General features: G+C 66.6%; 27 protein-coding genes. 15 read left to right on the top strand and 12 right to left on the bottom strand.

What is annotated here, in order from left to right; all coding sequences use genetic code 11:
* Positions 1-97: 97 nt before the first annotated feature.
* The 6 genes from ACODS2_RS21985 (at position 98) to ACODS2_RS21960 (ending at position 4,217) form a co-directional block, all read left to right on the top strand.
* A complete protein-coding gene (locus tag ACODS2_RS21985) occupies positions 98-1,567 on the top strand; it encodes a leucyl aminopeptidase (RefSeq protein WP_489000639.1) in 1,470 nt (489 codons plus the stop codon).
* A 12-nt stretch (positions 1,568-1,579) separates the two neighbouring features.
* Positions 1,580-1,723 (top strand): DUF2256 domain-containing protein, encoded by a 144-nt coding sequence (locus ACODS2_RS21980; RefSeq protein WP_421839935.1) that lies wholly within the window; start codon positions 1,580-1,582, stop codon positions 1,721-1,723.
* On the top strand, positions 1,720-2,946 hold the full coding sequence (locus tag ACODS2_RS21975; protein ID WP_489000638.1) for a M24 family metallopeptidase: 1,227 nt from the start codon (positions 1,720-1,722) through the stop codon (positions 2,944-2,946). Before ACODS2_RS21980 ends, ACODS2_RS21975 begins: the two co-directional genes overlap by 4 nt.
* Before the next feature lie 2 nt (positions 2,947-2,948).
* The gene (locus ACODS2_RS21970; RefSeq protein WP_489000637.1) at positions 2,949-3,398 is read left to right on the top strand and encodes a DNA polymerase III subunit chi; all 450 of its coding nucleotides are present in this window, start codon (positions 2,949-2,951) and stop codon (positions 3,396-3,398) included.
* Between the two features lie 83 nt (positions 3,399-3,481).
* A complete protein-coding gene (gene ndk / locus ACODS2_RS21965) occupies positions 3,482-3,904 on the top strand; it encodes a nucleoside-diphosphate kinase (protein WP_067908053.1) in 423 nt (140 codons plus the stop codon).
* 73 nt (positions 3,905-3,977) lie between these two features.
* Positions 3,978-4,217, top strand: a complete 240-nt coding sequence (locus tag ACODS2_RS21960; RefSeq protein WP_298167562.1) for a hypothetical protein — start codon at positions 3,978-3,980, stop codon at positions 4,215-4,217.
* 40 nt (positions 4,218-4,257) lie between these two features.
* Here ACODS2_RS21960 and ACODS2_RS21955 read toward each other — a convergent pair whose 3' ends face one another.
* From ACODS2_RS21955 to purM, 3 genes are all read right to left on the bottom strand, one after another.
* Positions 4,258-5,502 (bottom strand): MFS transporter, encoded by a 1,245-nt coding sequence (locus tag ACODS2_RS21955; protein WP_489000636.1) that lies wholly within the window; start codon positions 5,500-5,502, stop codon positions 4,258-4,260.
* A complete protein-coding gene (gene purN, locus ACODS2_RS21950; protein WP_489000635.1) occupies positions 5,439-6,380 on the bottom strand; it encodes a phosphoribosylglycinamide formyltransferase in 942 nt (313 codons plus the stop codon). The genes ACODS2_RS21955 and purN overlap by 64 nt, the downstream gene beginning before the upstream one ends.
* Positions 6,381-6,532: 152 nt before the next feature.
* Complete coding sequence (gene purM, locus ACODS2_RS21945; RefSeq protein ID WP_489000634.1) at positions 6,533-7,654, bottom strand: phosphoribosylformylglycinamidine cyclo-ligase; 1,122 nt, start codon at positions 7,652-7,654, stop codon at positions 6,533-6,535.
* 110 nt (positions 7,655-7,764) lie between these two features.
* On the opposite strand from purM, the gene ACODS2_RS21940 reads away from it, so the two are divergent.
* The 5 genes from ACODS2_RS21940 to ACODS2_RS21920 all read left to right on the top strand — a co-directional run bounded on the left by ACODS2_RS21940 (position 7,765) and on the right by ACODS2_RS21920 (position 11,371).
* Complete coding sequence (locus tag ACODS2_RS21940) at positions 7,765-9,048, top strand: heavy-metal-associated domain-containing protein (RefSeq protein WP_298167576.1); 1,284 nt, start codon at positions 7,765-7,767, stop codon at positions 9,046-9,048.
* Positions 9,049-9,050: 2 nt separating this feature from the next.
* Positions 9,051-9,677, top strand: coding sequence for an HdaA/DnaA family protein (locus tag ACODS2_RS21935; RefSeq protein WP_489000633.1), 627 nt, complete (start codon positions 9,051-9,053; stop codon positions 9,675-9,677).
* A 42-nt stretch (positions 9,678-9,719) separates the two neighbouring features.
* Positions 9,720-10,442 (top strand): serine O-acetyltransferase EpsC, encoded by a 723-nt coding sequence (gene epsC / locus ACODS2_RS21930; RefSeq protein ID WP_298193573.1) that lies wholly within the window; start codon positions 9,720-9,722, stop codon positions 10,440-10,442.
* Positions 10,443-10,483: 41 nt separating this feature from the next.
* Positions 10,484-10,816 carry a DUF2794 domain-containing protein gene (locus ACODS2_RS21925; protein WP_489000681.1) on the top strand — a complete coding sequence of 111 codons (333 nt, stop codon included), beginning with the start codon at positions 10,484-10,486 and terminating at the stop codon, positions 10,814-10,816.
* A gap of 240 nt (positions 10,817-11,056) precedes the next feature.
* Positions 11,057-11,371, top strand: coding sequence for a hypothetical protein (locus ACODS2_RS21920; protein ID WP_489000632.1), 315 nt, complete (start codon positions 11,057-11,059; stop codon positions 11,369-11,371).
* A 1-nt stretch (position 11,372) separates the two neighbouring features.
* Here ACODS2_RS21920 and ACODS2_RS21915 read toward each other — a convergent pair whose 3' ends face one another.
* The 4 genes from ACODS2_RS21915 to ACODS2_RS21900 form a co-directional block, all read right to left on the bottom strand.
* The gene (locus ACODS2_RS21915) at positions 11,373-12,020 is read right to left on the bottom strand and encodes a DUF4328 domain-containing protein (RefSeq protein WP_489000631.1); all 648 of its coding nucleotides are present in this window, start codon (positions 12,018-12,020) and stop codon (positions 11,373-11,375) included.
* Between the two features lie 24 nt (positions 12,021-12,044).
* A complete protein-coding gene (locus tag ACODS2_RS21910; RefSeq protein WP_421837353.1) occupies positions 12,045-12,953 on the bottom strand; it encodes an SDR family NAD(P)-dependent oxidoreductase in 909 nt (302 codons plus the stop codon).
* A 95-nt stretch (positions 12,954-13,048) separates the two neighbouring features.
* Positions 13,049-14,152 (bottom strand): branched-chain amino acid aminotransferase, encoded by a 1,104-nt coding sequence (locus ACODS2_RS21905; RefSeq protein ID WP_489000630.1) that lies wholly within the window; start codon positions 14,150-14,152, stop codon positions 13,049-13,051.
* Between the two features lie 417 nt (positions 14,153-14,569).
* Complete coding sequence (locus ACODS2_RS21900; RefSeq protein ID WP_489000629.1) at positions 14,570-15,160, bottom strand: hypothetical protein; 591 nt, start codon at positions 15,158-15,160, stop codon at positions 14,570-14,572.
* A gap of 25 nt (positions 15,161-15,185) precedes the next feature.
* Between ACODS2_RS21900 and ACODS2_RS21895 the strand changes: the two genes are divergently transcribed.
* The 3 genes from ACODS2_RS21895 (at position 15,186) to ACODS2_RS21885 (ending at position 17,010) form a co-directional block, all read left to right on the top strand.
* Positions 15,186-15,974 carry a TlyA family RNA methyltransferase gene (locus ACODS2_RS21895; RefSeq protein WP_489000628.1) on the top strand — a complete coding sequence of 263 codons (789 nt, stop codon included), beginning with the start codon at positions 15,186-15,188 and terminating at the stop codon, positions 15,972-15,974.
* Positions 15,975-16,110: 136 nt separating this feature from the next.
* On the top strand, positions 16,111-16,665 hold the full coding sequence (locus ACODS2_RS21890) for a TspO/MBR family protein (protein WP_489000627.1): 555 nt from the start codon (positions 16,111-16,113) through the stop codon (positions 16,663-16,665).
* A 96-nt stretch (positions 16,666-16,761) separates the two neighbouring features.
* Entirely contained in the window at positions 16,762-17,010 is a 249-nt protein-coding gene (locus tag ACODS2_RS21885) for an accessory factor UbiK family protein (protein ID WP_421839937.1), read from the top strand.
* 186 nt (positions 17,011-17,196) lie between these two features.
* Here ACODS2_RS21885 and ACODS2_RS21880 read toward each other — a convergent pair whose 3' ends face one another.
* The gene (locus ACODS2_RS21880; protein ID WP_489000626.1) at positions 17,197-18,405 is read right to left on the bottom strand and encodes a trans-sulfuration enzyme family protein; all 1,209 of its coding nucleotides are present in this window, start codon (positions 18,403-18,405) and stop codon (positions 17,197-17,199) included.
* Positions 18,406-18,491: 86 nt separating this feature from the next.
* Here ACODS2_RS21880 and ACODS2_RS21875 point away from each other — a divergent pair, with 86 nt between their 5' ends.
* On the top strand, positions 18,492-19,799 hold the full coding sequence (locus ACODS2_RS21875) for a phospholipid carrier-dependent glycosyltransferase (protein WP_489000625.1): 1,308 nt from the start codon (positions 18,492-18,494) through the stop codon (positions 19,797-19,799).
* Positions 19,800-19,832: 33 nt separating this feature from the next.
* Here ACODS2_RS21875 and ACODS2_RS21870 read toward each other — a convergent pair whose 3' ends face one another.
* The 4 genes from ACODS2_RS21870 to recO all read right to left on the bottom strand — a co-directional run bounded on the left by ACODS2_RS21870 (position 19,833) and on the right by recO (position 23,298).
* Positions 19,833-20,351, bottom strand: coding sequence for a hypothetical protein (locus ACODS2_RS21870; protein ID WP_489000624.1), 519 nt, complete (start codon positions 20,349-20,351; stop codon positions 19,833-19,835).
* Positions 20,352-20,475: 124 nt separating this feature from the next.
* Positions 20,476-21,597, bottom strand: coding sequence for a glycosyltransferase (locus ACODS2_RS21865; RefSeq protein WP_298168584.1), 1,122 nt, complete (start codon positions 21,595-21,597; stop codon positions 20,476-20,478).
* Between the two features lie 11 nt (positions 21,598-21,608).
* Positions 21,609-22,664 carry a 3-isopropylmalate dehydrogenase gene (leuB, locus tag ACODS2_RS21860; RefSeq protein ID WP_489000623.1) on the bottom strand — a complete coding sequence of 352 codons (1,056 nt, stop codon included), beginning with the start codon at positions 22,662-22,664 and terminating at the stop codon, positions 21,609-21,611.
* Between the two features lie 19 nt (positions 22,665-22,683).
* Entirely contained in the window at positions 22,684-23,298 is a 615-nt protein-coding gene (gene recO, locus ACODS2_RS21855) for a DNA repair protein RecO (RefSeq protein WP_489000622.1), read from the bottom strand.
* Between the last annotated feature and the right edge of the window lie 20 nt (positions 23,299-23,318).

Raw genomic sequence — 23,318 nt, 5'->3', positions numbered from 1 at the left:
TTGCCTATCGCACCGGTGCCGCTTAACTGCAAACCCACAATTCACCTTGCGCCAAGCTGAGCCTTGGGGTGTGCCCTTTTTTCGGCAGGAGCCTTGAATGATTATCGAATTCGCCGCAGCAGATGCAGCCACTTCCGGTTCAGGCCTCCGCCTTGTTGCCCGCTTCGTGCCGCAGGGCGGGCTGCCCGCCGATGCCGACGTGCTGGTGCGCGGCGCTGCCGCCGCCGCGCGCTTTACCGGCAAGGCCGGGCAGTTGTTCGAAGCGCTGGTGCCGGCGGGCGATGGTGTGCAGCGGCTGGCCTTTGCCGGGATCGGCGAGCCGGGTGCGGCCGGACGGACCGCGACGCTGGAGCGCGCGGGCGGCGGGCTGACCGCCAAGTACCTGACTTCGGGCGAGACCGAGCTCGCCATCGACTTTGCCGGCAGCGGCCTCAGCGCTGAGGAAGCAGCCGCCGTGCTGCTCGCGGCGCGGCTGCGTGCGTGGCGCCATGACGTCTATCGCACCAAGCTGAGCGACGAGCAGAAGCCCTCGCTGGCGAAGATCGTTGTGTTGGGCGCGCCCGAAGGAACCGAGGCCGTCTGGGAAACCGAAGCCGCGATTGCCGAGGGCGTGGAGTTTACTCGCGAGCTGGTGACCGAGCCCGCCAACGTGATCTACCCCGCCAGCTTCGTGGAGCGCTGCAAGGCGCGGCTTGAGGGCACAGGCGTCGAGATCGTGGTGCTGGGCCTTGCCGAAATGACCGCGCTCGGCATGGGCGCCTTGCTCGGCGTGGCGCAGGGTTCGGTGCGCGAGCCCAAGATCATCGCCATGCGCTGGAAGGGCAAGGCGGGCGCGCGGCCGACGGCATTCGTGGGCAAGGGTGTGACGTTCGACACCGGCGGCATCTCGATCAAGCCGGCGGCAGGTATGGAAGACATGAAGTGGGACATGGGCGGCGCGGCGGCGGTGGTCGGCACGATGCTCGCGCTGGCGCGGCGCAAGGCGCAGGCGGACGTGATCGGCGTTTGCGGCCTGGTCGAGAACATGCCCGATGGCAATGCGCAGCGCCCGGGCGATGTCGTCACCACGATGTCGGGCCAGACGGTCGAGGTGATCAACACCGACGCTGAAGGCCGCCTCGTGCTATGCGATGCGGTGACCTGGGTGCAGAAGGAATACAGCCCTGCCACGATCATCGACCTTGCCACGCTGACCGGCGCGATCATCATTTCGCTGGGGCATGAGCATGCCGGCATGTTCGCCAACGACGATCTCCTGGCCGGGCAGCTCGATGCAGCGGGCAAGGCGAGCGGCGACAAGCTGTGGCGCATGCCCATCGGCCCTGCCTACGACAAGCTGATCGACAGCCCGATTGCCGACATCAAGAACGTAGGCCCGCGCTATGGCGGCTCGATCACGGCGGCGCAGTTCATCCAGCGCTTCGTCGACAAGGGCGTGGCCTGGGCGCACCTCGATATCGCGGGTACAGTGTGGGTCGACAAGCCCGGCGCGACGCATGACAAGGGCGCGACGGGCTTTGGCGTGCGGCTGCTCGATCGCTATGTGCGCGACGTGCTGGAAGCCTGATACGTGCCGAAGATGCGCCGCAAGGCGGACCTGCCGAGCAAGCTCTGCGCCGCCTGCGGCCTCCCCTTCACCTGGCGCAAGAAGTGGGAACGCGATTGGGACAACGTGAAGTTCTGTTCGGATCGCTGCCGCTCGGGGAAGGGGAAAGCAGCATGACTTGGTCGCGGCGCGGCGTGTTGGCAGGTGCGGGCGGCGCAGCAGCGCTGGCGATGGTACCGATGGGCGCGCGGGCGGCGGCCCCCGCCCGACTTGCCGATGCGGCGGTGCCGATCACCCCGGCCGAGCGCATGGCGCGCATCGCCAAAGTGCAGGGGCTGATGGCCGAGCAGAAGGTTGCCGCCCTGCTGGTGGAGAGCGGGAGCAGCCTGACTTACTTTACCGGCATTCGCTGGTCGCGATCGGAGCGGATCACGGCAGCGGTGATCCCGGCAAGTGGCCAGCCGATCGTGGTGACACCGTTCTTCGAGGCGCCTTCGGTGAAGGAAACCCTCGCGGTACCCGCCGATTTGCGCACATGGCATGAGGATGCCAGCCCCTTTGCGCTGATCGCCGATGCGCTGAAGGGGCGCGCTGGGCCTGTGGCAGTGGAGCAGACGACGCGGGCCTTCATCACCGAAGGGCTGGCGCGCGAGGGGCGGTTCGAAGTCGTTTCGGGCGCGGCGCTGGTCAATGCCTGCCGCCAGATCAAATCGCCCGCCGAACTGGCGCTGATGCAGATCGCCAATGCGGTGACGTTGGCCGCGCTGCGCGAGGCGCACGCTGTGATGCAGAAGGGCATGACGGCGCGCGACATCGGCGGTCTGGTGGGCGCGGCAACGACCCGAATGGGTGCAGAGAATGATTTCGCGCTGGTGCTGCTGAACGAGGCGAGCGCCTACCCGCATGGCTCCAAGACGCCGCAAGTGGTGCGCGAAGGCTCGGTCGTGCTGATGGACTGCGGGTGCGTGGTCGAGGATTATCAGTCCGACATTTCGCGCACGTTGGTTTTCGGTGAGCCGAGCGCGCGGCAACGCAAGGTGTGGGACACGATCCGGCGCGGGCAGGACATGGTATTTGGCGCGGCGAAGGTGGGCACGCCGGTCAGCGCGCTCGATGCGGCGGTGCGCCGGTTCTATGAGGGTGAGGGCTGGGGGCCGGGCTTCGCGCTGCCGGGCCTTTCACACCGCGCAGGGCACGGGATCGGTATGGACGGGCACGAAAGCCCCTACCTCGTCGGCAATGACAGCACGCCGCTGGCCCCCGGCATGTGCTTTTCGAATGAGCCGGGGCTCTATATTCCCGGCGAATTCGGGATGCGGCTGGAGGACTGCTGGGTGATGACCGAGCAGGGCCCGAAGAGCTTCACACCGCTTGCCCGTTCGCTCGACGATCCGATCTGACCATGCGGGTCGATTTCTACCAGCTTTCGCGCGATCCGGCGGAACTGGTGCTGCCCCGCCTTGCGCAGGGCACGCTGGGCGCGGGCGAGCGGTTGCTGGTGGTTTCGGAGGATGCGGGCCAGCTTGGCCGGATCAGCGAGGCACTGTGGACGCGCATTCCCGAAAGCTTCCTCGCCCACGGCATGGCGGGCGGAGAGCACGATGCGCGCCAGCCGATCCTGCTTTCGCACGAGCCGCTGCCCGCCAACGGCGCGCGCTATCTGGCGCTGGCGGACGGGGTTTGGCGCGACATGGCCGAGGGCTATGAAGGTGCTGCGCGCGTGTTCCTGCTGTTTCCGCCCGAGCGGATCGACGATGCACGCGCGACCTGGCGGATGCTTGGGACGCGTGAGGGGGCGGAGCGCAAATATTGGCGGCAGGAAGGCGGCAAGTGGCTGGAAGGGCCGCGCTGACGCCCATAACCTTGCAGCGCAGCAATTTCCCCGCTAGGGGCGCGGCCAGCCAAAAGCCTCCCATAAAACGCAAGGAACATCCCATGGCGGTTACCCGCACCTTTTCGATCATAAAGCCCGATGCCACGCGCCGCAACCTGACCGGCGCGGTCACCAAGATGCTCGAGGAAGCCGGCCTGCGCGTCGTCGCCTCGAAGCGCATCCACATGAGCCGCGAGCAGGCCGAGGGCTTTTACGCCGTCCACCGCGAGCGTCCGTTCTTCAACGATCTCGTTGAATTCATGATCTCGGGCCCGGTCGTGGTGCAGGTGCTGGAAGGCGAGAACGCCATGCAGCGCAACCGCGACATCATGGGCGCGACCAACCCGGCAAACGCCGAGCCGGGCACGATCCGCAAGGAGCTGGCCGAATCGATCGAAGCCAACACCGTCCACGGTTCGGATTCCGACGAGAACGCGGCGATCGAGATCGCCTACTTCTTCAAGCCCGAAGAAATCGTCGGCTGATCTGCTGCGCGCAGGTTGCTATAGCAGGGGCCGCCGGAGCGATCCGGCGGCCCTTTGCGTTTCGGGAGAAGTTATGTTTGGGATGGGGGACGGGTCGTGCCCGTTCGAGTTCAATTTCGATCCCGCCACGTTCAAGGTGGGCGACTATGTGAGCTACCGCGTGACGGGGAGCCTTGAGGGCATGCCGTTCGTGGGCACACTGCTCGAAGTGCATGACGACCACGTGGTCATCTCGCCCGGCGAGAGCGATCCCGATGCGCGCTATCGGGGGACGCGTGAGGATCGACCGGTGGTGGATATCAGCGAGATATGAACGAACCGCCGTTCCAGTAAATAGGGACTGTCCCTATTTTTCAGACGGCGACGGCCTGCCGCGCGTACCAGCGGTCCAGCATCCGGGCCATGGCCGCGATGGCGGCAAGGCCGAGGAGGATCGGCAGGTGGAAACCCGCGCCGCTTGCCAGCAGGGCTGCGGCGGTGAGGCATGCGGCGGAGCAGCCGAGGTCCCAACCGCCTTCGGTCGCCATCGAGAAGCGCAGCACGCAGGGGCTCTGCCGCGCCATCGCGTAGAGCGGGGCGAGCATGGCGGTGCTGGTCATCGGCACGACGAGCGCGCCGAGCGCGGTGGCCGCGACGGCGAGGAGCGGATGGCCAAGCGCGGTGCCCTTGGCGGCAAGCGCGAGTGCGGCAGCGCCATAGGCGATGACGAGCGAGTGGCGTGGGTGCCCGCTGTCGATCAGGCGGCCGACGAGCAGGCTGCCGGCGGCGGCGGCAAGTCCGGCGGCGGCCATCGCGGCGCCGAACTGGTCGAAATGCTCGCCCAGCGTAGCGAACAGCGCGAGGTTCCAGATCACCACCGAGCAGCCCGCGTGGAAGCCCTCACCCAGATAGAGGCGGCGTGCGTAGCTGGCGACGCCGGGTTCGAGCACGGCGGCAGGGTCGATCGTGGGATTGGGCGCGCCGAGGAGCGGCAGGGCGCTGGCGAGTTGCAGCACGGTGATCGCCGCGAAGGCAATTCCCGGCCCGCCATGCGCAAGGAGCAGACCGCCGAGCGCAGGGGCGGCGATGCCCACCAGCGCGCTGGTCGCCTGCTGCACGCTGATCTGCTGGCCGCCGCGCCCGGTGTCGGTCAGCACAGGGAGGAAGCCGTGCCATGCCGTCCAGTAGAGCACGCTGCCAAGGCCGCTGACGGCGAGGAAGAGCGCGAGGAGCGGGCCGACTTCGTGGACCAGCGGGAGCAGCGCGAAGCTGACCGCGCGGACGGCGATGCCGATCAGCAGCACGTTGCGCACGCCGAAGCGCACCGCCAGCGGCAGGACAAGGCCGCGCAAGGCAAGGCGCGAGAGGACGATCAGCGCGAAGCTGGCGAGGGCCGCCGGGAAGGAAAAGCCGCGGCTGACGAGGAAGCCGGCGATGAAGATGCCGCCGCCCGCTTCAACAAACGATTGCAGGGCGGAGTGGACATAGAGCCGATGCAGCGGGGAAAGCGGGGTTTTGGGCATTGGCGGCTCCGGCAGCCGGGGCAGGGCTGCGATCAGAATTCCATCATCGCCGCAAGCTTGCGCGGCGCCACAGCCAGCCAGGAGCGGCGCAGCCATTCGGCTATGTCGTCCCAGTCAACGTCGCCGAGGTCAAGACGAATACCTATCCACCCGTCGCCGAAATAGGCCGGGCGGAAGAAGCGATCGGGATCGCTTTCGATCAGCTGCTCCTGTTCGTCTACCCCGCTGATCTTGACGAGGAGGGCTGTCCTTCCGTCGGCGTGGTGGTGGCTGGGGACGTAGGCGAACTTCTTGCCCTTGATGATGCCGAAGCAGGCCATGCTGTGGCTCAGGCTTTCTTCGGCTTCAGGCAGTTGCATCGCGCGTTCGCGGACCTGCGCGGTGAGCCAGGCGGGGTCGGTCTCGCGCGTGACGAGCTGCGCGAGGCAGCGGGCGTAGAGTTGGTGTTCGGCGAAGAGGACGCGGGCGGCGAGGCTGTCTGGCGTATCGCCGGGAAGGATCGCGACCGGGATCTGGCCGAGGACCGGGCCTTCATCGAGATCGGCGGTGACAAGGTGGACGGTGCAGCCGGCATGGCTGTCCCCCGCCGCGATGGCGCGCTCGTGGGTGTGGAGGCCGGTGTACTTGGGGAGGAGCGAAGGGTGGATATTGACCATCCGCCCTTCCCAGCGCGCGACGAATTCGGGGGTGAGGATGCGCATGTAGCCGGCGAGCGCGATCCACTGTGCGCCAGCGCGGCGGACCGCTGCTTCCATCGCGGCATCGTGTTCGTCGCGGGGGACGCCTTTGTGGGGGAGGACGAAGGTGGGAACGCCCTCCGCTGCGGCGAGCTTGAGGCCGCCGGCCTCGGGGTTGTTGGAGAGCACCACGACGATCTCGAACGGGCACTCCGGAAGGCGGCTGGCATAGAGCAGCGCGGCCATGTTGGTGCCGCTGCCCGAGATGAAGACGGCGACTTTGGCGCGGGTGGTCATCAGGTCCTCTCCATTTTCACGAAGTGCAAATGGGGAGGTGGCAGCCCGCAGGGCTGACGGAGGGGTTCTTCCTTGCCGCCATTACCCCTCCGACCCGCCTGCGGCGGGCCACCTCCCCATTTGTGCCTGCGGCAAAAATGGGGAGGATCAGGTTAGCCGACATGCACCGCTTCCCACGGCGCGCGGGCGGACCATGCCTCGGCGCTGCCGAAGACCGTGCAGCCTTTTTCGCCCGCGACTATCGTGCCTATCGGGAAAGCGGTTTCGCCGGCGGCAGTGAGATCGGCGATCAGGCCTGCGGCTTCGTCCGCAGCGACGGCAAGCACCATGCCCACGCCGCAGTTGAAGGTGCGGGCCATTTCCTCGGGCTCGATCTGGCCCTGCGCCTGGAGGAAGGCCATGAGGCGCGGCTGTTCCCAGGCATCGGCATCGATGCGGGCGTGGAGGCCCTGGGGGAGGACGCGAGGCACGTTTTCGAGGAGGCCGCCGCCGGTGATGTGGGCCAGCGCATGGATGCGGCCAGCTTTACCGTCTTGGGCCCGGATGAAGGGCAGCAGGCTCTTCACATAGATGCGGGTGGGCTCGATCAGATGGTCGATCAGCAGGCGCTCGTTGTCGAACAGGGCGGGGCGGTCCAGCTTCCAGCCTTTGTCAGCAGCGAGGCGACGGACGAGCGAATAGCCGTTGGAGTGGACGCCCGAGGAGGCGAGGCCGATGAGGACATCGCCTTCCGCTACGCGATCACCCGTAAGCTGCTCGCCGCGCTCGACAGCGCCGACGCAGAAGCCGGCAAGGTCGTAGTCGCCGGGGCCGTACATGCCGGGCATTTCGGCGGTTTCGCCCCCGATCAGCGCGCAGCCCGCCATGCGGCAGCCTTCGGCAATGCCGGCGACGACGCGTTCGGCAACGCCGGTATCGAGCTTGCCGGTGGCGAAATAATCGAGGAAGAACAGCGGTTCCGCGCCCTGCACGATGAGATCGTTGACGCACATGGCAACGAGATCGATGCCGATCGCATCGTGCCGGTCATGATCGATCGCGAGCTTGACCTTGGTGCCGACGCCATCATTGCCCGCAACCAGCAGCGGGTCCTTGTAGCCCGCCGCCTTCAGGTCGAAGAACGCGCCGAAGCCGCCCAGTTCGGCATCGGCGCCGGGGCGCGCGGTGGCGCGGGCGAGGGGGCCGATTGCCTTCACGAGAGCGTTGCCGGCGGCGATGTCTACCCCCGCCTTGGCGTAGGAGTAGGACTGCGGAGTTTCGTCGGTGGAAGCCATGGGGCAGCCGCCTAGCGCTTTCCCGCTTGGATTTCCACTTGCCTTTGGGCAAAAGCGCGGCATTCGAGAAAAGATGCAGCGCAAGGCCTGCGTTCCCAGATGGAGTTCCCTTGGCCGCCCTGCGCTCGCCCTTCCTCAACCTGACGTTCCTGCCGGACCTGAGCCGCCGGGCGCGGCTTGCGTTGCTTGCGGGGCTCGGCCTGCTGCTCGCGGGCGGGGGCGCGGCGATCTATGCGCAGATCGAGGGCGACCGCGGCATCGCGCCGATTGCCAGCAATGGCGATTTCGAAGTGAGCGGGATCGAGGTCAACACCACCGGCAAGACGGCGGAAGAAGCCCGCGCCAATGGCTGGCGGCAGGCGCAACGGCTGGCGTGGGAGAAGCTGTGGAAGTCCAACGGGCTCGGCGGCGGTGCAGCCCCCGCGCTCGATGACGGCACGATCGACGGCATGGTTTCCGCCGTGGTGGTGGGGCAGGAACAGATCGGCCCGCACCGCTATATCGCGACGCTGGGGGTGATCTTCGACCGTACGCGGACGAGCGGCTACCTCGGCATGCAGGGCCAGATCGCGCATTCGGCGCCGCTGCTGGTGATCCCGGTGCTGATCGAAGGCGGCGTCACTTCGGTGTTCGAGACGCGCACACCCTGGCAGAAGGCCTGGGCCGAGTTCCGCACCGGGGCGAGCGCTATCGACTATGTGCGGCCCAATGGCGCAGGCGCGGATTCGCTTCTGCTGACAGCCGGGCAGATCAGCCGCCGCAGCCGCAACTGGTGGCGGCTGGTGCTAGATTCGGCTGGTGCTTCGGATGTGATCATGCCGATCGCCAAGCTGGAGCGGAGCTGGCCGGGTGGACCGGTGCACGGCACGTTCACCGCGCGCCATGGGCCAAACAACACGTTTATCGGCAGTTTCGAGCTGACAGCGCCGAGCGAGGACAAGCTTCCCGCGATGCTGGCGGAGGCGATTACGCGGCTGGACGGCCTCTATGCCGGCGCGCTGACGGCGGGGCAATTGGCGCCCGATCCATCGCTTTCGATGCGGCCCGATCTCGATCCAGCACTGGTGGCAAGCATCGTGGCCAAGCTCGGCCCCGCGCCTGCCGCGCCGACGGCGGTGGCAGGGCCTGACGCGGTGGCGACGGCTGCGGCCGTGCCGACCACGATTGTGACGGTGCAGTTCGTGACCCCCGATGCCGCGGCGGTCGATGCGGGCGTGAGCGCGGTGCGCCGGGTCGACGGGGTCAAGGACGCGGCGACCACCAGCCTTGCCATGGGCGGCACTTCGGTGATGCGCGTAACCTTTGCCGGCGATATCGATGCGCTTGCGGCCGCCTTGCGCGCGCAGGGCTGGCGCGTGACCCAAGGGGCGGCCGCGCTCAGCATCCGCAAGTAAGTATGAGCCAGATCGCGCTGCCCCTCGTCACGGCGACCACCGCCGAGACCGTGCTCACCGGCCCTTCGCTGGAGCCGGTGCTGGCGCTGCTGGCGGGCGCGGCCGACTGGCCCTATCGCGCCGCCGTGCTGGCAGGGCCGCCGCGTTCGGGCAAGAGCCTGCTGGCGCGCTGGTTTGCCGCGAGCGGGCTGGGCGATGCGCTCGATGATGCCGACGCCCTGCCGGAAGACGCGGTGTTTCACCGCTGGAACCGCGCGCAGGCCGATGGGCGGCCGCTGCTGATCGTTTCGAACAAGGCGCCGGGAACGTGGCAGGTTGCGCTGCCGGATCTCGCCTCGCGGCTGGGCTCGGCACTGATGATCGAGATCGGCGCGCCCGACGATGACTTGCTCCTCGCGCTGGTGGAGAGCCATGCGGCGCGGCGGGGGCTGGCTCTGGGCGAGGCGGTGCTGGCCTATCTCCTGCCCCGGCTGGAACGCAGCCATGCCGCCGCCGAGGCACTGGTCGAAACAATTGATCGCCTGTCCCTTGAGCGGAAGGCCGCAGTCACCATATCGCTGGCACGCGATGCCTTGGCAGAGCGGGTGCATGGTGTGCCCGAGGCTGAACGGCAACCTAGGCTTCTCTAGGCGCGCTTGCTTTAAATGCGCAAAAGGGGGAAAAGCGCGGCCATGTTCGAACGCCTCACCGCCTATCTGGACTCGATCCGCGCGCGCGATCCCGCGCCGCGCTCGCGCTGGGAAATCCTGCTTTATCCGGGGCTTCATGCCGTCGGCCTGCACCGCGTGGCGCATTGGCTGTTTGTGCGTGAGATGTTTTTCCTCGCGCGCTTCGTGAACCATCTGGCGCGCTTCTTCACGGGCATCGACATCCATCCGGGTGCGAAGATCGGGCGGCACTTGTTCATCGACCACGGCTTTACCGTGATCGGTGAGACCGCCGAGATCGGCGACAACGTGACGATCTACCAGTGCGTGACGCTGGGCGGGACCAATCCGGCCAATGGCGTGCCCGGCAAGCGCCATCCCACGCTGAGCGACAATGCGATCATCGGTTCGGGCGCGCAGATCCTGGGGCCGATCACCGTGGGTCCGCGCGCGCGCGTCGGTGCCAATGCGGTGGTGACCGAGGACGTGCCCGAGGGCGCGACCATGGTCGGCCTCAAGGCGCGGTCCACGCTGGTGCCGGTCGAGACCTGGCTCAAGGACTTCATCCCTTACGGCACTCCCTGCAAGGAGCCGTGCGAACCGACTGGCGGGAGCCGGGTGGACGAGCTCGAGGCGGAAGTAGCGCTGCTGAAAGCGCAGGTCGCCGCACTGCTTGAACGGCAGGATGAAAGCACTGATGCGCCCGCGCCCGTCGGCGGCGGCAACCGGCGCAGGAGCCGCAGCTGAGCGTGCAGGGCGGCGCCGATTCGGGCGGTCCTGGCCCTTCTGTGCTGCCATTCCCGCAAAGCCGTACCGAGCTGCAAGTCGGCTTTGAACGGCCTGAACTCATGCGGATTCTCGATCTCTATGGCCGTATGGTCGCTGCCGGGGAATGGCGCGATTATGCGATGAGCTTCGGCAAGGATGCGGCAAGCTTTGCCGCCTTCCGCCGCACGGCAGAACGGCCCACGGCGCGGATCGAGAAGCGCCCGGCACTGCGAGCCAAGCAGGGCATGTGGACGCTGTTTGGCGAGGCCGGGCAAGTGCTCAAGCGCGGGCATGAGCTGGCGGGGGTGCTATCGGTGCTCGAGCGCAAGCTGCTGAAGATCGTGGAAAATTGAGACGGTCGTTTCTGTCCCGCTCATTCCTGCTCACCCTGAGCTTGTCGAAGGGGACTGGTGCGGGCGACCGGGCATGATGCTTCGGCAAGCTCAGCATGAGCGGGTCGGGGAAGGGTGGCCACATAGCCCGACCTTCGTCATTGCGAGCGAAGCGAAGCAATCCAGAGCGTTTGTGCATGACGCTCTGGATTGCTTCGTCGCTATGCTCCTCGCAATGACCAAGGGTTTGGAGGAGAAGCGGTGCATCTGATGCGCGCGGCGGGGCTGGCGGGCGTGGTGGCGCTTGCTGCTTGCAACGCTTCGACCGCCGCTGAAAAGAGGGCCGACGAAGGCACTCCAGTGCTGCGGGCGGTCTACCGCGATGCGGATTCAAGGATGGTGCTGATGTTGCCCGAGAAAGGACGGCGCGCGGTTCTGCGCGGCGATTGTGCGGCGCCGTTGCTGATTGATGCGCGCACCGGGGCGGTGCGGGTGCTGGATGAGGCCGAAGTGCAGGCGCGGCTGCGCACGATGCAACTGGCCGGGGCAACGCGCGGCGCGTGCCCGGCAGGGTAGCTCAGTCGAACACGCCCGAGGTCCGCACGAGGGCCTTCTGGCTGCGCGTGATCTGCCGCACGACCTGAAACAGCATCACGGCGGAGACCAGCAGCAGCACCATGCCAAGTCCGCCGATGATCATGATGAGAAATGGCGAAGTGATAACCCGCACGCCCGGCAGGGAATCGAGGCTCAAGGTCATCAGGAAGACGGCCTGGAACAGGGCTCCACCAAGGAGGCATGACCACCAGCCCGTGATCGCGGTGACTTCCTGTTCGGCCTGGTACTGGTCCTCGCCCGCGCTCCGGTTCCACAGTTCGCGCATCGCACGCCTTGGCACGACGAAGTTGGCAAATGGTACCAACCAGCTGCTGGTCGCCCAGACAGGGCTGTAGCGCAGATCCGGAATGCCGAGATCGCGCAGGTTGGCATGTGCGCGCCAGACCCAGACCAGTCCGGCGAGAAGGACGAGCACGAGCGTCGGGGCGCTGAAGATGAGGGCGGCGACCAGCGCGGCACCGAGCCGCACCATGCCATCGAGGTTGTTCACCAGCGCGGCACCCGCTCCGAACGCGATCAGCGTGGCGCCGATGTAGAGCGCGAGTGCAGTCTGCAGCAGGAGCGCCCGCCAGCGCAGGGCGGCCATGAGACGATCGTGATCCGTCATGGCCGCCCCCGCGCCCGGTTGAGATCAGCGCTTCATCGCGGCCTGAAGCTCGACGAGGATCGCCTGGCTTTGCTGCGCGCCCGACTGGGGGACGAAATCGCCGGTACGGTCGGAGATCTGGTCCCAGTGTGCGGCGAAGTCTTCGACGGTCCGCGCGTTCAGCGGGAGCAGGACGGGCTTGTTCATCGTGACCCACGCCGAGTGATAGGCGCCTGCGCCTGCGCCGACGATGGCGTTGCTGGGGGCGTCGTCAGAAACGAGGAACAGCGCGGCGGGGACGACGTTTTCCGGGCCAAACAGCTTGAAGGCTTCCTCGGGGAAGATGTCCTCGGTCATGCGCGTGGCGGCGACGGGGGCCAGCGTGTTGACCTTGATGTTGTTCTTCGCACCCTCGAGGTAGAGCGTCTTGGTGAGGCCCGCGAGGCCGAGCTTGGCCGCGCCATAGTTGGCCTGGCCGAAGTTGCCGAACAGGCCGGTGGACGAGGCGGTCATCAGGATGCGGCCATAGTTCTGTTCGCGCATCAGGTCCCAGCAGGCCTTGGTGGCGAAGGCGGAACCGATGAGGTGGACCTTGACCACCATCTCGAAGTCAGCCGGGTCCATCTTGGTGAAGCTCTTGTCGCGCAGGATGCCAGCATTGTTGATGAGGATGTGGACACCGCCCCACTTTTCCTTCGCGCGGGCGACCATTTCGGCCATCTGCTCGAATTCCGTCACCGAACCGCCGTTGGACATGGCCTCGCCGCCGGCGGCCTGGATTTCCTCGACGACCTTCAGGGCAGCATCGGAATGGCCGGTGCCATCGCGCGCGCCGCCGAGATCGTTGACGACGACCTTCGCGCCGCGGCGGCCGAGTTCGAGCGCGTATTCACGGCCGATGCCGCCGCCAGCGCCGGTGACGATCGCGACCTTGTCCTTGAACGAAATGCTCATCGCAAAGCTCTCCCTAACGCCGCGCACCACGTTCTTTGGCAGGGCGATTAATGGCGAGGCGATGCCATGGAGCAGAGGCCATGGCAATATCAGCTTCAGCCGATCCGGTGCACCCAGCCGTGGGTGTCCGCAGCCTCGCCGCGCTGGATCGAGACGAGGCGCTGGCGCAGCTTCTGGGTGAGCTGGCCGGGGCCGCCGCTGCCGATCACGAAGCTTTCGGTGCTGCTGGTGACCTTGCCGACGGGCGTGACCACGGCGGCGGTGCCGCAGGCGAAGGTTTCGGTCAGCTTGCCCGAGGTCGCGTCAGCCTGCCACTGCGCGAGCGAATAGCGCTCTTCGCGCACGGTAAGGCCTTCCTCGCGGGCGAGCTTGATCAGACTTTCGCGCGTGATGCCGGGGAGGATCGTGCCGCCGAGCGGAGGCGTGACCAGCGAGCCATCGGCAAAGACGAAGAACAGGTTCATGCCGCCCAGTTCCTCGATCCACTGGCGCTCGACCGCATCGAGGAACAGCACCTGATCGTGCCCGCGCGCAAAAGCTTCGGCAGTGGGGACGAGGCTGGCGGCATAGTTGCCGCCGCACTTGGCAGCGCCCGTGCCGCCCGGCGCGGCGCGGCTGTAGTCGCTGACCCAGAGCGAGACGGCGGGGGCGCCCGACTTGAAGTAGTTGCCCGCAGGGCTGGCGATCACGAGGAAGCGGTACTGCTTCGAGGGGCGCACGCCGAGGAATGCCTCGCTCGCGAACATGAATGGGCGCAGGTAGAGCGAGCCGCCTTCGACGGTCGGGAACCAGTCCTTGTCCGCCTTGACCAGTTCCTCGACCGCACGGGTGAACAGGCCTTCGGGCAAGGTCGGCATGGCGAGCCGCTCGGCCGAGGCGTTGAAGCGCGCGGCGTTGGCCTCAGGGCGGAACAGGGCGATGCCGCCATCTGCGAGGCGATAGGCCTTCAGCCCTTCGAAGATTTCCTGCGCATAGTGGAGCACTGCGGCGGCGGGATCGAGCGGGATCGGGCCATAAGGGACCACTTCGGCGCTGTGCCAGCCCTTGCCCTCGTCATAGAGGACCGAGACCATGTGATCCGAGAACGCGGTGCCGAAGCCGGGGTTCGCGAGGATTTCGGCACGCACATCGGGAGCCATGGGGGCGGGATGGGGGACGTGCGTGAAGGTCATCGGGGCAGCGGAAGCGGGCGTCGCCATCAGGGCGGTCCTTTGGGATTGTTGCGCAAATGGCAAGTGATTTGCAACAAATGTGAAGGGCCGCTCCCGGCAATCGGAAGCGGCCCTTCGCATGGTCAGCGGCCGGAAGTGCCGCCCACGGTGCCTTTATCGCTTGAACAAACTAGCGATAATGCTCCGCGATGCGCAATGCCGACCCCTCTGCTGAACCATGAGACATCGGATCACCTCCTTTCGCGCTGTTGAGCCAAAGTGCCGCCTCTCCGATCTGGTTGACATCGGTGTGCGGCTCGACCGGAGGATTGCAGCCCTGTACCGGCCTTGTGGAGAATGTGATTCATCACGGGGCCAAGAACAAGACTTGCATTGAATTTTTTTGCGGTCAGAATTGGTCCTTCGCGCTGGTTTGGTGGATAAGTCCGCCAAGGCGCTTTTCCTTCAGCGGCAATCCTCGATCACGCGGCCAACCTCGGACCAGACGGGGAGCACGAGCGTCTGCGCGCCGCCCATTTCGAGCATGAAGCGGCCCCGGCTGAAGGCGATTGCATCGAGCAGGGGATCGCGCACCGCAAAGGTGATTTCGAAGGGAACAGCCGCGTTCTGGGCTGCGCTGGCGGTCGGTGTGGCGGTCAGGCGGCGCAAGGTGCTGCTGGTGGTGATCGTGGCAGGCACGGCGCCAGTGCCGAAGCCAGCGCGCTGCACGATGATGGCCGGGCGGGTTCGGTCGCAGCGGATCACCAGCAGCGGCGCTGCGCCGTGTTGCCCGAAGCGGACCGCGCTGCCGGTGTTATCGGCGCTGTAGATCCAGCTGCCGGGCGTTTGCGGCAGATCGCGCCAGTTGGCGGCGTCCGTGCGCGGAGCCTGGGGCTGCGGCGGCGCGGGGCGCGGCGGCGGGGCGGGCAGCTGCGGCTTTGGCGCGGGCGTAGCGGTGCCTCCGCGCGGTGCGGGGGCGGGCTGCGGCGGCAGGACCGTGCAGCCTCCGAGGGCAAGGACAGAAGCGATCTGCAGGGCCGCGAGGTTGATCTTCATGCCCCGGGTATGGAAGAGAGCGGCGGTGACCTCAAGAAGCTCTGCATCAACACCGGGCAAATCGCCATCCGGCAAGGCAAAGGTGCGCATCGACCAGTTGCTGGTGGAGCGCGGCCTGGCCGAGAGCCGCGCCCGCGCGCAGGCGCTGATTCTGGCGGGGCACGTCTATTCGGGCGAGACCAAGCTGGTGAAGGCTGGCCATGCGCTGGCTGCCGATGCGCCGATCGAGGTGCGCGGGCGCGATCATCCCTGGGTTTCGCGCGGGGGGATCAAACTGGCGCACGCGTTGGCGCATTTCGGGCTCGATCCGGCGGGGGTGACCGCGATGGACATCGGCAGTTCAACCGGCGGATTTACCGACGTGCTGCTGACGGGCGGCGCGGCGCATGTCTTCGCGGTCGATTCGGGCACGAACCAGCTGGCGTGGAAACTGCGGCAGGACCCGCGCGTGACCGTGCTCGAGCAGACCAGCGCGCGCATCCTGACCCCGGCTCAGATCGACCGGCCGGCAAGCTGGGTGGTGTGCGACGCGAGCTTCATATCCTTGCGCAAGGTGCTGGAAGTGCCGCTGGCGCTGGCGGCACGGCCGACGCGGGTGGTGGCGCTGATCAAGCCGCAGTTCGAAGTGGGGCGCGGCGAGGTGGGCAAGGGCGGCGTGGTGCGCGATCCCGCGCTGCATGCGCGCGTCTGCGACGAGGTTCGGGACTGGCTCGAAGGCGAGGGCTGGACCGTGCAGGGCATCACGACGAGCCCGATCACCGGGCCGGAAGGCAACGTGGAATTCCTGATTTCGGCGCTCCATCCGGGCGCGTAGAGCACCGACTGTCCCGCCTTGGGGCACCGCGTGCTTGCGGAGATTGCCTATATGCCGCAGCGCAGCCACTATCCACAGGCTGTTCTGGCAACGAATCGCTTTTTACCGGAGCGCTCCGGGGGGACACTTCGAGCACATGCGTTATCTTGCTTCACCTGCCCAGCTGCGTGCCAGCCTGCTGCGCTGGTCGCTGTTCACGGTGCCTTCGGTGCTCGGGCTCGGATTCCTCTCCAGCATTCTTGCCGACGCGGGGCCGGAAAATCCCTGGTTCGCGGCGCTGGCGAAGCCGGGGCTTTACCCGCCGCCGGCGACTTTCGGGATCGTCTGGTCGATGCTCTATGTGTTGATCGGGGTGGCGCTGGCGATGGTGGCGTCCGCACGCGGCGCGCCGGGCCGGGGCCTTGCCGTTGCCGTCTTCGCGCTGCAGCTCGTGCTCAATCTGGCGTGGAGCCCGGTGTTCTTTGGCATGCACCGCATGACCTTGGCGCTCGGCATCATCGGTGTGATGATCGTGCTGACTCTGCTGATGACCCTGCTGTTCTGGCGCGTGCGGCCAACCGCGGCGGCGCTGCTGCTGCCCTATCTTGCGTGGATATGCTTTGCGGCGGCGCTCAATTACCAGTTCCTCGCGCTCAACCCGCTGGCCGATGGCGCGGCGGGAACTGGCGCCGCGGTGCGCGTGCAGATCTGATAACGCCTGATATGATTTTGCCCGGGATCACGCCTTGCGCCGCGCGGCGTGAAGCGCCATCTGCGGGGAAGTGATTTCGTCCAGAAGGCCACAGCCATGCAGTCCGAGAACCCGATGATCGCCGATTTCGTCAAGCTGCTGAACAGCGCCGCTGGCACGCTTGCCGGCATGGGCCGCGAAGCAGGCGAAACTGCGCGCGAGAAGCTGCGGGAGACGTTCGGCGGGATGGACTTCGTCAGCCGCGAGGAATTCGAGGTGGTGAAGGACATGGCCACCGCCGCGCGCGAAGAAGCCGAGGCGCTGAAGGCGCGCGTTGAGGCGCTTGAGGCGAAGTTGGCGGGCTGAAGGCTTCCCGAGGAAGAGGTCTCTCGCAGAGACGCAGAGGAAAAGAAGGTCGCGAAGAGGTCGTGCAGCGCGGCGAAGCCGCTTTCACGATCGACGCCACCTTCTATTTTCCGGCTGTCGCCGGGGTTCCAGGCGGCATCTCTACGGTCTTCTTTTCCTTTGCGTCTCCGCGAGAAACGCCCTTCCTTAAAGCCCCGCCGCCTTGAGCGCGTGATCCAGATCCTCGATCACGTCGTCCGGATCTTCCAGCCCTACGTTGAGCCGCAGCATGCCCTCGGTCACACCCATGTCGGCACGGGTTTCGGGGCCGACGCCGTGGTGGGTGGTCGAGGCCGGGTGGCACATCAGCGAGCGCGAATCGCCGATGTTGTTGGAGATATCGACGAGCTTCAACGCATCGAGCAGGGCGTGCGCCTGCGGGCGCCCACCTGGCACTTCGAGGCTCATGATCGAGCCGCCCGCCTGCATCTGCTTCTGCGCCAGCGCATATTGTGGGTGGCTCGGCAGGAAGGGGTAGCGCACCGTCGGCAGGCGGCCTTCGATGAATTGCGCGACCTTCAGTGCGTTTTCGCTCTGGCGGCGGATGCGCAGGTCGAGCGTTTCGAGGCCCTTGAGCACGACCCAGGCATTGAACGGCGCGATGTTGGGCCCGGTGTTGCGCTGGAAGGGAAGGAGCTTGCCATCGATGAACTCCTTCGAGCCCGCGACCGCACCGGCGAGCACGCGGCCCTGTCCGTCCATCATCTTGGTGGCCGAATAGGCGACGACATCGGCGCCGAAATCGAGCGGGCGCTGGAGCGCGCTGGTGGCGAAGGCGTTGTCGACCACGGTGGTGATGCCGTGCTGGCGCGCCAGCGTGCAGACGAACTCCAGATCGACGAGGTCCATCGTCGGGTTCGCCGGGCTTTCGAAGAAGAAGACCTTGGTATTGGGGCGGATCGCGGCTTCCCACGCGGCGTTATCGCCCGCATCGATCGTGGTGCCACTGATGCCGAAGCGCGGCAGCAGGTTGTCGACCAGCCAGCGGCACGAGCCGAAAGCGGCCTTGGCGGCGACGATGTGGTCTCCGGCGGAGAGCTGGCAGAGCAGCGCGGTGGTCATCGCGGCCATGCCGCTAGCCTGCGCGCGGCAGGCTTCGGCGCCTTCGAGGAGGGCGATACGCTCTTCCAGCATCTGCACCGTGGGGTTCTGCAGGCGCGAATAGGTCATCCCGTCGTCCTCGCCCGCGAAGCGCGCGGCGACGGTGGCGGCATCATCGTAGGAATAGCCGGAGGTGAGGAAGAGGGCCTCGGACGTCTCGCCCATTTCCGAACGCCAGGTGCCTCCGCGCACGGCCTGCGTTGCGGGGCGCCAGTGGGCGGTGATCGAGCGGTCCTGTCCGGTGGTGCGTTTCATGGCGTATGCCCTTAGATTTGCGGGGGCGGCGGTGCAAGCCGGACCATTGCCCTTGGGGGGCGGAACGGAGTATGCGCGGCCGGCCCATGTCCTTGCTTTCCCGCATAACCGCGCCTTTTACTGGCCCGCGCCGCACGACAGGCGATCCGCTGGTTTGGTGCGTGGCGATCACGCTGGCCTTCCTCGTGCTGGTGCTGCACCGGCTGGGCACGCCTTCGAAGATCATGTTCGATGAGGTGCATTACCTGCCCGCCGCGCGGCGGCTGATCGACCTCACCAGCCGGCTCAATCCCGAGCATCCCCTGCTGGGCAAGGAATTCATCGCGCTGGGGATGCTGACGGCCGGCGACAATCCGTTCGGCTGGCGGCTTCCCAACGCGCTGCTGGGCACACTGGGGCTGTTTGCCGCGATGCGCACCATGTGGTGGGCGAGCCTTTCGCGAAGCGCGACGCTGCTGTTCGGCCTGCTGTTTTCGACCAATTTCCTGTGGTTCGTGCTGAGCCGGATCGCGATGCTCGACATGGCGATGGCGAGCATGTTGGCGCTGGGGTTCTGGCAGGCGGCGCTGGCGTGGCGGAAGGGCTCGCGGCTGCACCTGGCGCTGTGCGGGGTGTTCCTCGGCCTTTCGCTGGGGGGCAAGTGGAACGGCGCGCCGATCCTCGCGCTGCCGGGGCTGCTGTTCGCGTGGGACCGCTGGTGGGCGCTGGCGGGGCGGCGGCGCGCCTTCCTGATCGCGCGGGATGCGGGGCCGGTGCCGGGGGTTTCGCTGCTGGAGGCCGCGGCGTGGCTTGGGCTGGTGCCGCTGCTGGCCTATTTCGCGACGTTCGCGCCGGCATTCTTCTACAAGGTGCAGCCGCTGACGGTGCAGGGCCTGATCCCGTGGCAGAGCTACATGCTCAAGCTGCAGGACAGTGTGGTGAAGCCGCATCTCTATCAGAGCCGGTGGTGGCAATGGGTGTTCAACATCCGCCCGATCTGGTTCTTCTACGCACCGTGGGACGGGGCGCAGCGCGGGGTGCTGATGATCGGCAATCCCTTCACGATGCTGGCTGGCCTGCCTGCGCTGCTGCTGTGCCTGTGGGCCGGGGTGCGGCGCGGGGACCGGCTGCGCGGCGCGGTGGTGGTGCTCTATATCGCGAGCCTGATCTTCTGGGCGATCAACGGGAAGCCGGTGCAGTTCTATTACCACTACACGCTGGCCAGCGTGTTCCTGATGGCGGCGCTGGCGCTGGTGCTGGCCGGGTGGTGGGAGCAGGGGCGTCGCTTGCCGGGGGCGCTGACGGTGGTGCTTTCGGCGATGCTATTCGTGGGATTTTACCCGATCCTGTCCGCTGCGGCGCTGCCGGGGAAGCTTTCGTATCGGGATTATACGTGGCTCGATAGCTGGCGGTAGGGCGGCAGCCTCATAACGCGGCTAGGGTTGCTGTCAGTCAGTTCTTAGTATCTGAAACATGTAGGATTCTGGATCGTTCGCGCATCGCAAGTGCGTGCCACGATCACTGCGCACCCATTCCAGTTCCATCCACGTGATGCGCGGCGTCACTGTATCTGAGTCCGGATTGCGCAGGATGCCGAAGAGGCAGTTACCATTTTCTGCAAAAGCGCGCATCGCCACCATCGCCTTGCCGTAAGTAGCATTGCCACCAAGCGTTGCTACGTCGTCCGCTAGAACATGCGATGCATCCGCTATTTCGCCATGAGGCGGGAGATCCTGAGCGCCCTCATCCGGTACATGGAAGCCGGAAATGGCTTCTTGGGCCGGGAAGCTCTGTGGAAGGGGGCGGTCTGGATAAAGCCAGGGAAACGAGATCTTGATGCTGATCGGTGGCTCAGCAGCCTTCGGCGGCAGCAGCAGCCACAGATCAAGCGCAGCCATCGCGATCGCCGCTGCACAAAGCAGGATGCGTCTACGTAGGAAGTTAGCCCTGATGATCGCGAATGCCATAAGGCAGCAATGATATATATGGGGCTGTCATTGCGGAAGCGAGGCTATCGGAAAACACAGCCGTAGTGGAGAAACTTTCGATTCTCACCATTTGCCCCTGCGGGATAATGACGAGGATTTCAGATCAGTACTTGCCCCAGACGAACTTGCTGGAAAGGGCGAAGTTCCACACCGAGCCGACGACGATGCCGACGATGGCGGCCGGATAGGCGTGGAAGCCCATGCGCATCAGCGCGGCGGCCGCGCCGACGTTGGCGAGGAGGCCGACCGAGCACGTGAGCGCGAACTTGGCCCAGCCGCGCATCAGCGGAACGAAGCCGCGCAGGCGCTTGTCGGCGTACGTCAGCTCGTTGTTGAGCATGAAGTTGAAGGTCATCGCCACCACCGCCGCCGAGGTCTGCGCGATGATGAATTCGATCTGGTCCGACCAGTTGTGGTAGAGGATCTTCTGGCCGAACGCGCCGAGCACAGAGGCGAGGACCGCCATGTGCACGATCACGCCGAGGCCGCCGATCGTGCCGAACAGGGCAAAGCGGGTCGGGATGATGCGGCCCAGCCACTTGTCGTAGAGGCCGATCAGGAATTCGAAGACGACCGTGCGATCGAGCTTGCTTTCGCCTTCGGCGCGGGCGGCAAAGTTCAGGGGGAATTCCTTGACGCGCAGCGGCGCATCGACCGTGGCGAGAATATCGAGCAGAATCTTGAAGCCAACGCCCGAAAGCCGGTGCGCATCGGCGCGCAAGGTTTCGGCGCGGAGCATGAAGAAGCCGCTCATCGGATCGGAGAGCTGCACGCCCGTCACGCGGCGGGCGATGCGGTTGGCGAGGCCCGAGGCCTTGACGCGGTCGGGCCGGCCCCAGGCTTCGGTGCTGGCGCCCTCGGCAAAGCGCGAGGCATAGGCGACATCGTACTCACCGCCCTGAACCGCTTCGTACATGCCGGGCAGCAGCGCGGGATCGTGCTGGTGATCGGCATCCATCACCGCGACAATCGGCGCGGCGGTGGCGCACATGCCCTCGATCGCGGCCGAGGCAAGGCCGCGGCGGCCGATGCGCTCGATCACGCGGACACGCGGATCGTCGCGACCGATGCGGCGCGCTTCCTCGGCGGTGCCATCAGGGCTGTTGTCGTCGACGAAGATCGCTTCCCACGCGATGTCTCCCAATGCGGCGCTGAGCCGCTCGACCATGGGCGCGATGTTCTTGCGTTCGTTGAACGTGGGAAGGATGACAGCAAGTTGCAGCATGGAGCGCGCGCTTACAGCCTTGCGAGCACCGCGTCACCAATTTCCGTCGTTCCCGCGCTACCGCCCAGATCGCGGCCGAGAATGCCATCGGCCAGAGTGCGTGCGACGGCGGCCTCGATGCGGTCTGCCGCATCCGCCAGGCCGAGCGAGTGGCGCAGCAACATGGCGAGCGACAGGATCGTGGCGATGGGGTTGGCGAGGCCCTTGCCGGCGATATCGGGCGCGGAGCCGTGGATCGGTTCGTAGAGGCCGAACGTGCCGTGCGCCGTCTGCCGCGCGCCGAGCGAGGCCGAGGCGAGCAGGCCGATCGAGCCGACGCACATGCTGGCCTGATCCGAAAGAATGTCGCCGAACAGATTGCCGGTGACGACGACGTCAAACTGGCCGGGGCTCTTGACCAGCTGCATCGCGGCGTTGTCGACGTACATGTGTTCGAGCGTAACGTCCGGGTATTCCTTGGCGACTTCGATCACCACGTCGCGCCAGAGCTGCGAGGTTTCGAGGACGTTGGCCTTGTCGACCGAGCACAGCCGGCCGCCTCGCCCTTGCGCCGCGCGGAAGGCGACATGGGCGATGCGGCGCACTTCGCTTTCGCTGTAGGACATCATGTCCCAGCCTTCGCGTTCGCCGCTGGCGGTGGTGCGGAAGCCCTTCTCGCCGAAATAGACGTCGCCGTTGAGTTCGCGCACGATGAGGAGATCGATCGCACCGGCGACTTCGGGGCGCAGCGCGGAATGGCCTTCGAGGCCGGCGAAGACTTTGGCCGGGCGCAGGTTGGCGAACAAGGTCAAGGCCTTGCGCAGGCCGAGGATCGCCTGTTCTGGGCGCAGGTGGCGCTCCAGCGCATCGCAGGTGGGATCGCCGACCGCGCCGAACAGCACACCGTCAGACGCTTCGGCAAGGCTGAGGGTTTCAGGCGGAAGCGGATGGCCGGTGGCGTGATAGGCCGCGCCGCCAACGAGGGCCTCTTCGCGTTCGATGCCAAGATCCAGTGCATCGAGAACCCGCAGCGCCTCGCGCGTGACTTCGGGGCCGATGCCGTCGCCCGGCAGAACTGCAATCTTCATCTGAACCATCCCTGGAATATCACTGCGCGCCGCCATCGATCCGCTTGAATCGCTCGATCAGGATGGCGCGCGCCGCCATACCATCGCGGCGCGGATCGGCAAGCAGGTGCTTCGCGAGGGAAAGGCCCTGCCGATCGAGCCGGGAGAGCAGGCTTTCCCATGGTTCTTCGGTCGGCGGCGGCTGGGCATGGCCATAGCCGATCTCCTGCAGCAGCAGCGCTTCGTAGGCGGCGACGGCACGGGCCCAGCCGCGCGCCGAGGGAGCATGACAGATCGCATCGAGCACGGCTTCGAGCGCGCCGTGGATGCCGGGGAAGGGCTGGCCCTCGGGCAAGCTCTGCGCGGTGAGCGTGGTGACCCAGCCGATCCCCGCGCTCGCCAGCGGTTCACCGAGCCAGGGGCCGCGGCTGGTGACAAGCTCCAGCTTGGCCGAAGGGAGCTGGCTCATCGTGCGCGCATTGAGTTCGGCGGCGACGAGATTGCCGGGAATCAGCACGGGCCGCAGCGTCCGCCCGCGCGCGCCGGCAACGTATCCGGCGATCAGGCCGTGGTCCGCCGTCAGCAGGCGCACCACCGCACCATGCTCGCCGTGGGCACGCGAAGCGCAGATAATGGCGGGGGCCCGTATAAGCATGGTGATAACCCGTGTGGAGA

This window comes from Novosphingobium sp. FG137, from assembly GCF_057809735.1.
Note: the sequence above shows the minus strand (reverse complement) of the source record. Positions and strands in the feature narration are given on the sequence as shown.

What these genes read in the sequence shown, in the direction of transcription:
- ACODS2_RS21985 (WP_489000639.1), top strand. Translation starts at nt 98, where the DNA reads ATGATTATCGAATTCGCCGCAGCAGATGCAGCCACTTCCGGTTCAGGC.
- ACODS2_RS21980 (WP_421839935.1), top strand. Translation starts at nt 1,580, where the DNA reads ATGCGCCGCAAGGCGGACCTGCCGAGCAAGCTCTGCGCCGCCTGCGGC.
- ACODS2_RS21975 (WP_489000638.1), top strand. Translation starts at nt 1,720, where the DNA reads ATGACTTGGTCGCGGCGCGGCGTGTTGGCAGGTGCGGGCGGCGCAGCA.
- ACODS2_RS21970 (WP_489000637.1), top strand. Translation starts at nt 2,949, where the DNA reads ATGCGGGTCGATTTCTACCAGCTTTCGCGCGATCCGGCGGAACTGGTG.
- ndk (WP_067908053.1), top strand. Translation starts at nt 3,482, where the DNA reads ATGGCGGTTACCCGCACCTTTTCGATCATAAAGCCCGATGCCACGCGC.
- ACODS2_RS21960 (WP_298167562.1), top strand. Translation starts at nt 3,978, where the DNA reads ATGTTTGGGATGGGGGACGGGTCGTGCCCGTTCGAGTTCAATTTCGAT.
- ACODS2_RS21955 (WP_489000636.1), bottom strand. Translation starts at nt 5,502, where the DNA reads ATGGCTGCGCCGCTCCTGGCTGGCTGTGGCGCCGCGCAAGCTTGCGGC.
- purN (WP_489000635.1), bottom strand. Translation starts at nt 6,380, where the DNA reads ATGACCACCCGCGCCAAAGTCGCCGTCTTCATCTCGGGCAGCGGCACC.
- purM (WP_489000634.1), bottom strand. Translation starts at nt 7,654, where the DNA reads ATGGCTTCCACCGACGAAACTCCGCAGTCCTACTCCTACGCCAAGGCG.
- ACODS2_RS21935 (WP_489000633.1), top strand. Translation starts at nt 9,051, where the DNA reads ATGAGCCAGATCGCGCTGCCCCTCGTCACGGCGACCACCGCCGAGACC.
- epsC (WP_298193573.1), top strand. Translation starts at nt 9,720, where the DNA reads ATGTTCGAACGCCTCACCGCCTATCTGGACTCGATCCGCGCGCGCGAT.
- ACODS2_RS21915 (WP_489000631.1), bottom strand. Translation starts at nt 12,020, where the DNA reads ATGACGGATCACGATCGTCTCATGGCCGCCCTGCGCTGGCGGGCGCTC.
- ACODS2_RS21910 (WP_421837353.1), bottom strand. Translation starts at nt 12,953, where the DNA reads ATGAGCATTTCGTTCAAGGACAAGGTCGCGATCGTCACCGGCGCTGGC.
- ACODS2_RS21905 (WP_489000630.1), bottom strand. Translation starts at nt 14,152, where the DNA reads ATGGCGACGCCCGCTTCCGCTGCCCCGATGACCTTCACGCACGTCCCC.
- ACODS2_RS21900 (WP_489000629.1), bottom strand. Translation starts at nt 15,160, where the DNA reads ATGAAGATCAACCTCGCGGCCCTGCAGATCGCTTCTGTCCTTGCCCTC.
- ACODS2_RS21890 (WP_489000627.1), top strand. Translation starts at nt 16,111, where the DNA reads ATGCGTTATCTTGCTTCACCTGCCCAGCTGCGTGCCAGCCTGCTGCGC.
- ACODS2_RS21885 (WP_421839937.1), top strand. Translation starts at nt 16,762, where the DNA reads ATGCAGTCCGAGAACCCGATGATCGCCGATTTCGTCAAGCTGCTGAAC.
- ACODS2_RS21880 (WP_489000626.1), bottom strand. Translation starts at nt 18,405, where the DNA reads ATGAAACGCACCACCGGACAGGACCGCTCGATCACCGCCCACTGGCGC.
- ACODS2_RS21875 (WP_489000625.1), top strand. Translation starts at nt 18,492, where the DNA reads ATGTCCTTGCTTTCCCGCATAACCGCGCCTTTTACTGGCCCGCGCCGC.
- ACODS2_RS21870 (WP_489000624.1), bottom strand. Translation starts at nt 20,351, where the DNA reads ATGGCATTCGCGATCATCAGGGCTAACTTCCTACGTAGACGCATCCTG.
- ACODS2_RS21865 (WP_298168584.1), bottom strand. Translation starts at nt 21,597, where the DNA reads ATGCTGCAACTTGCTGTCATCCTTCCCACGTTCAACGAACGCAAGAAC.
- leuB (WP_489000623.1), bottom strand. Translation starts at nt 22,664, where the DNA reads ATGAAGATTGCAGTTCTGCCGGGCGACGGCATCGGCCCCGAAGTCACG.
- recO (WP_489000622.1), bottom strand. Translation starts at nt 23,298, where the DNA reads ATGCTTATACGGGCCCCCGCCATTATCTGCGCTTCGCGTGCCCACGGC.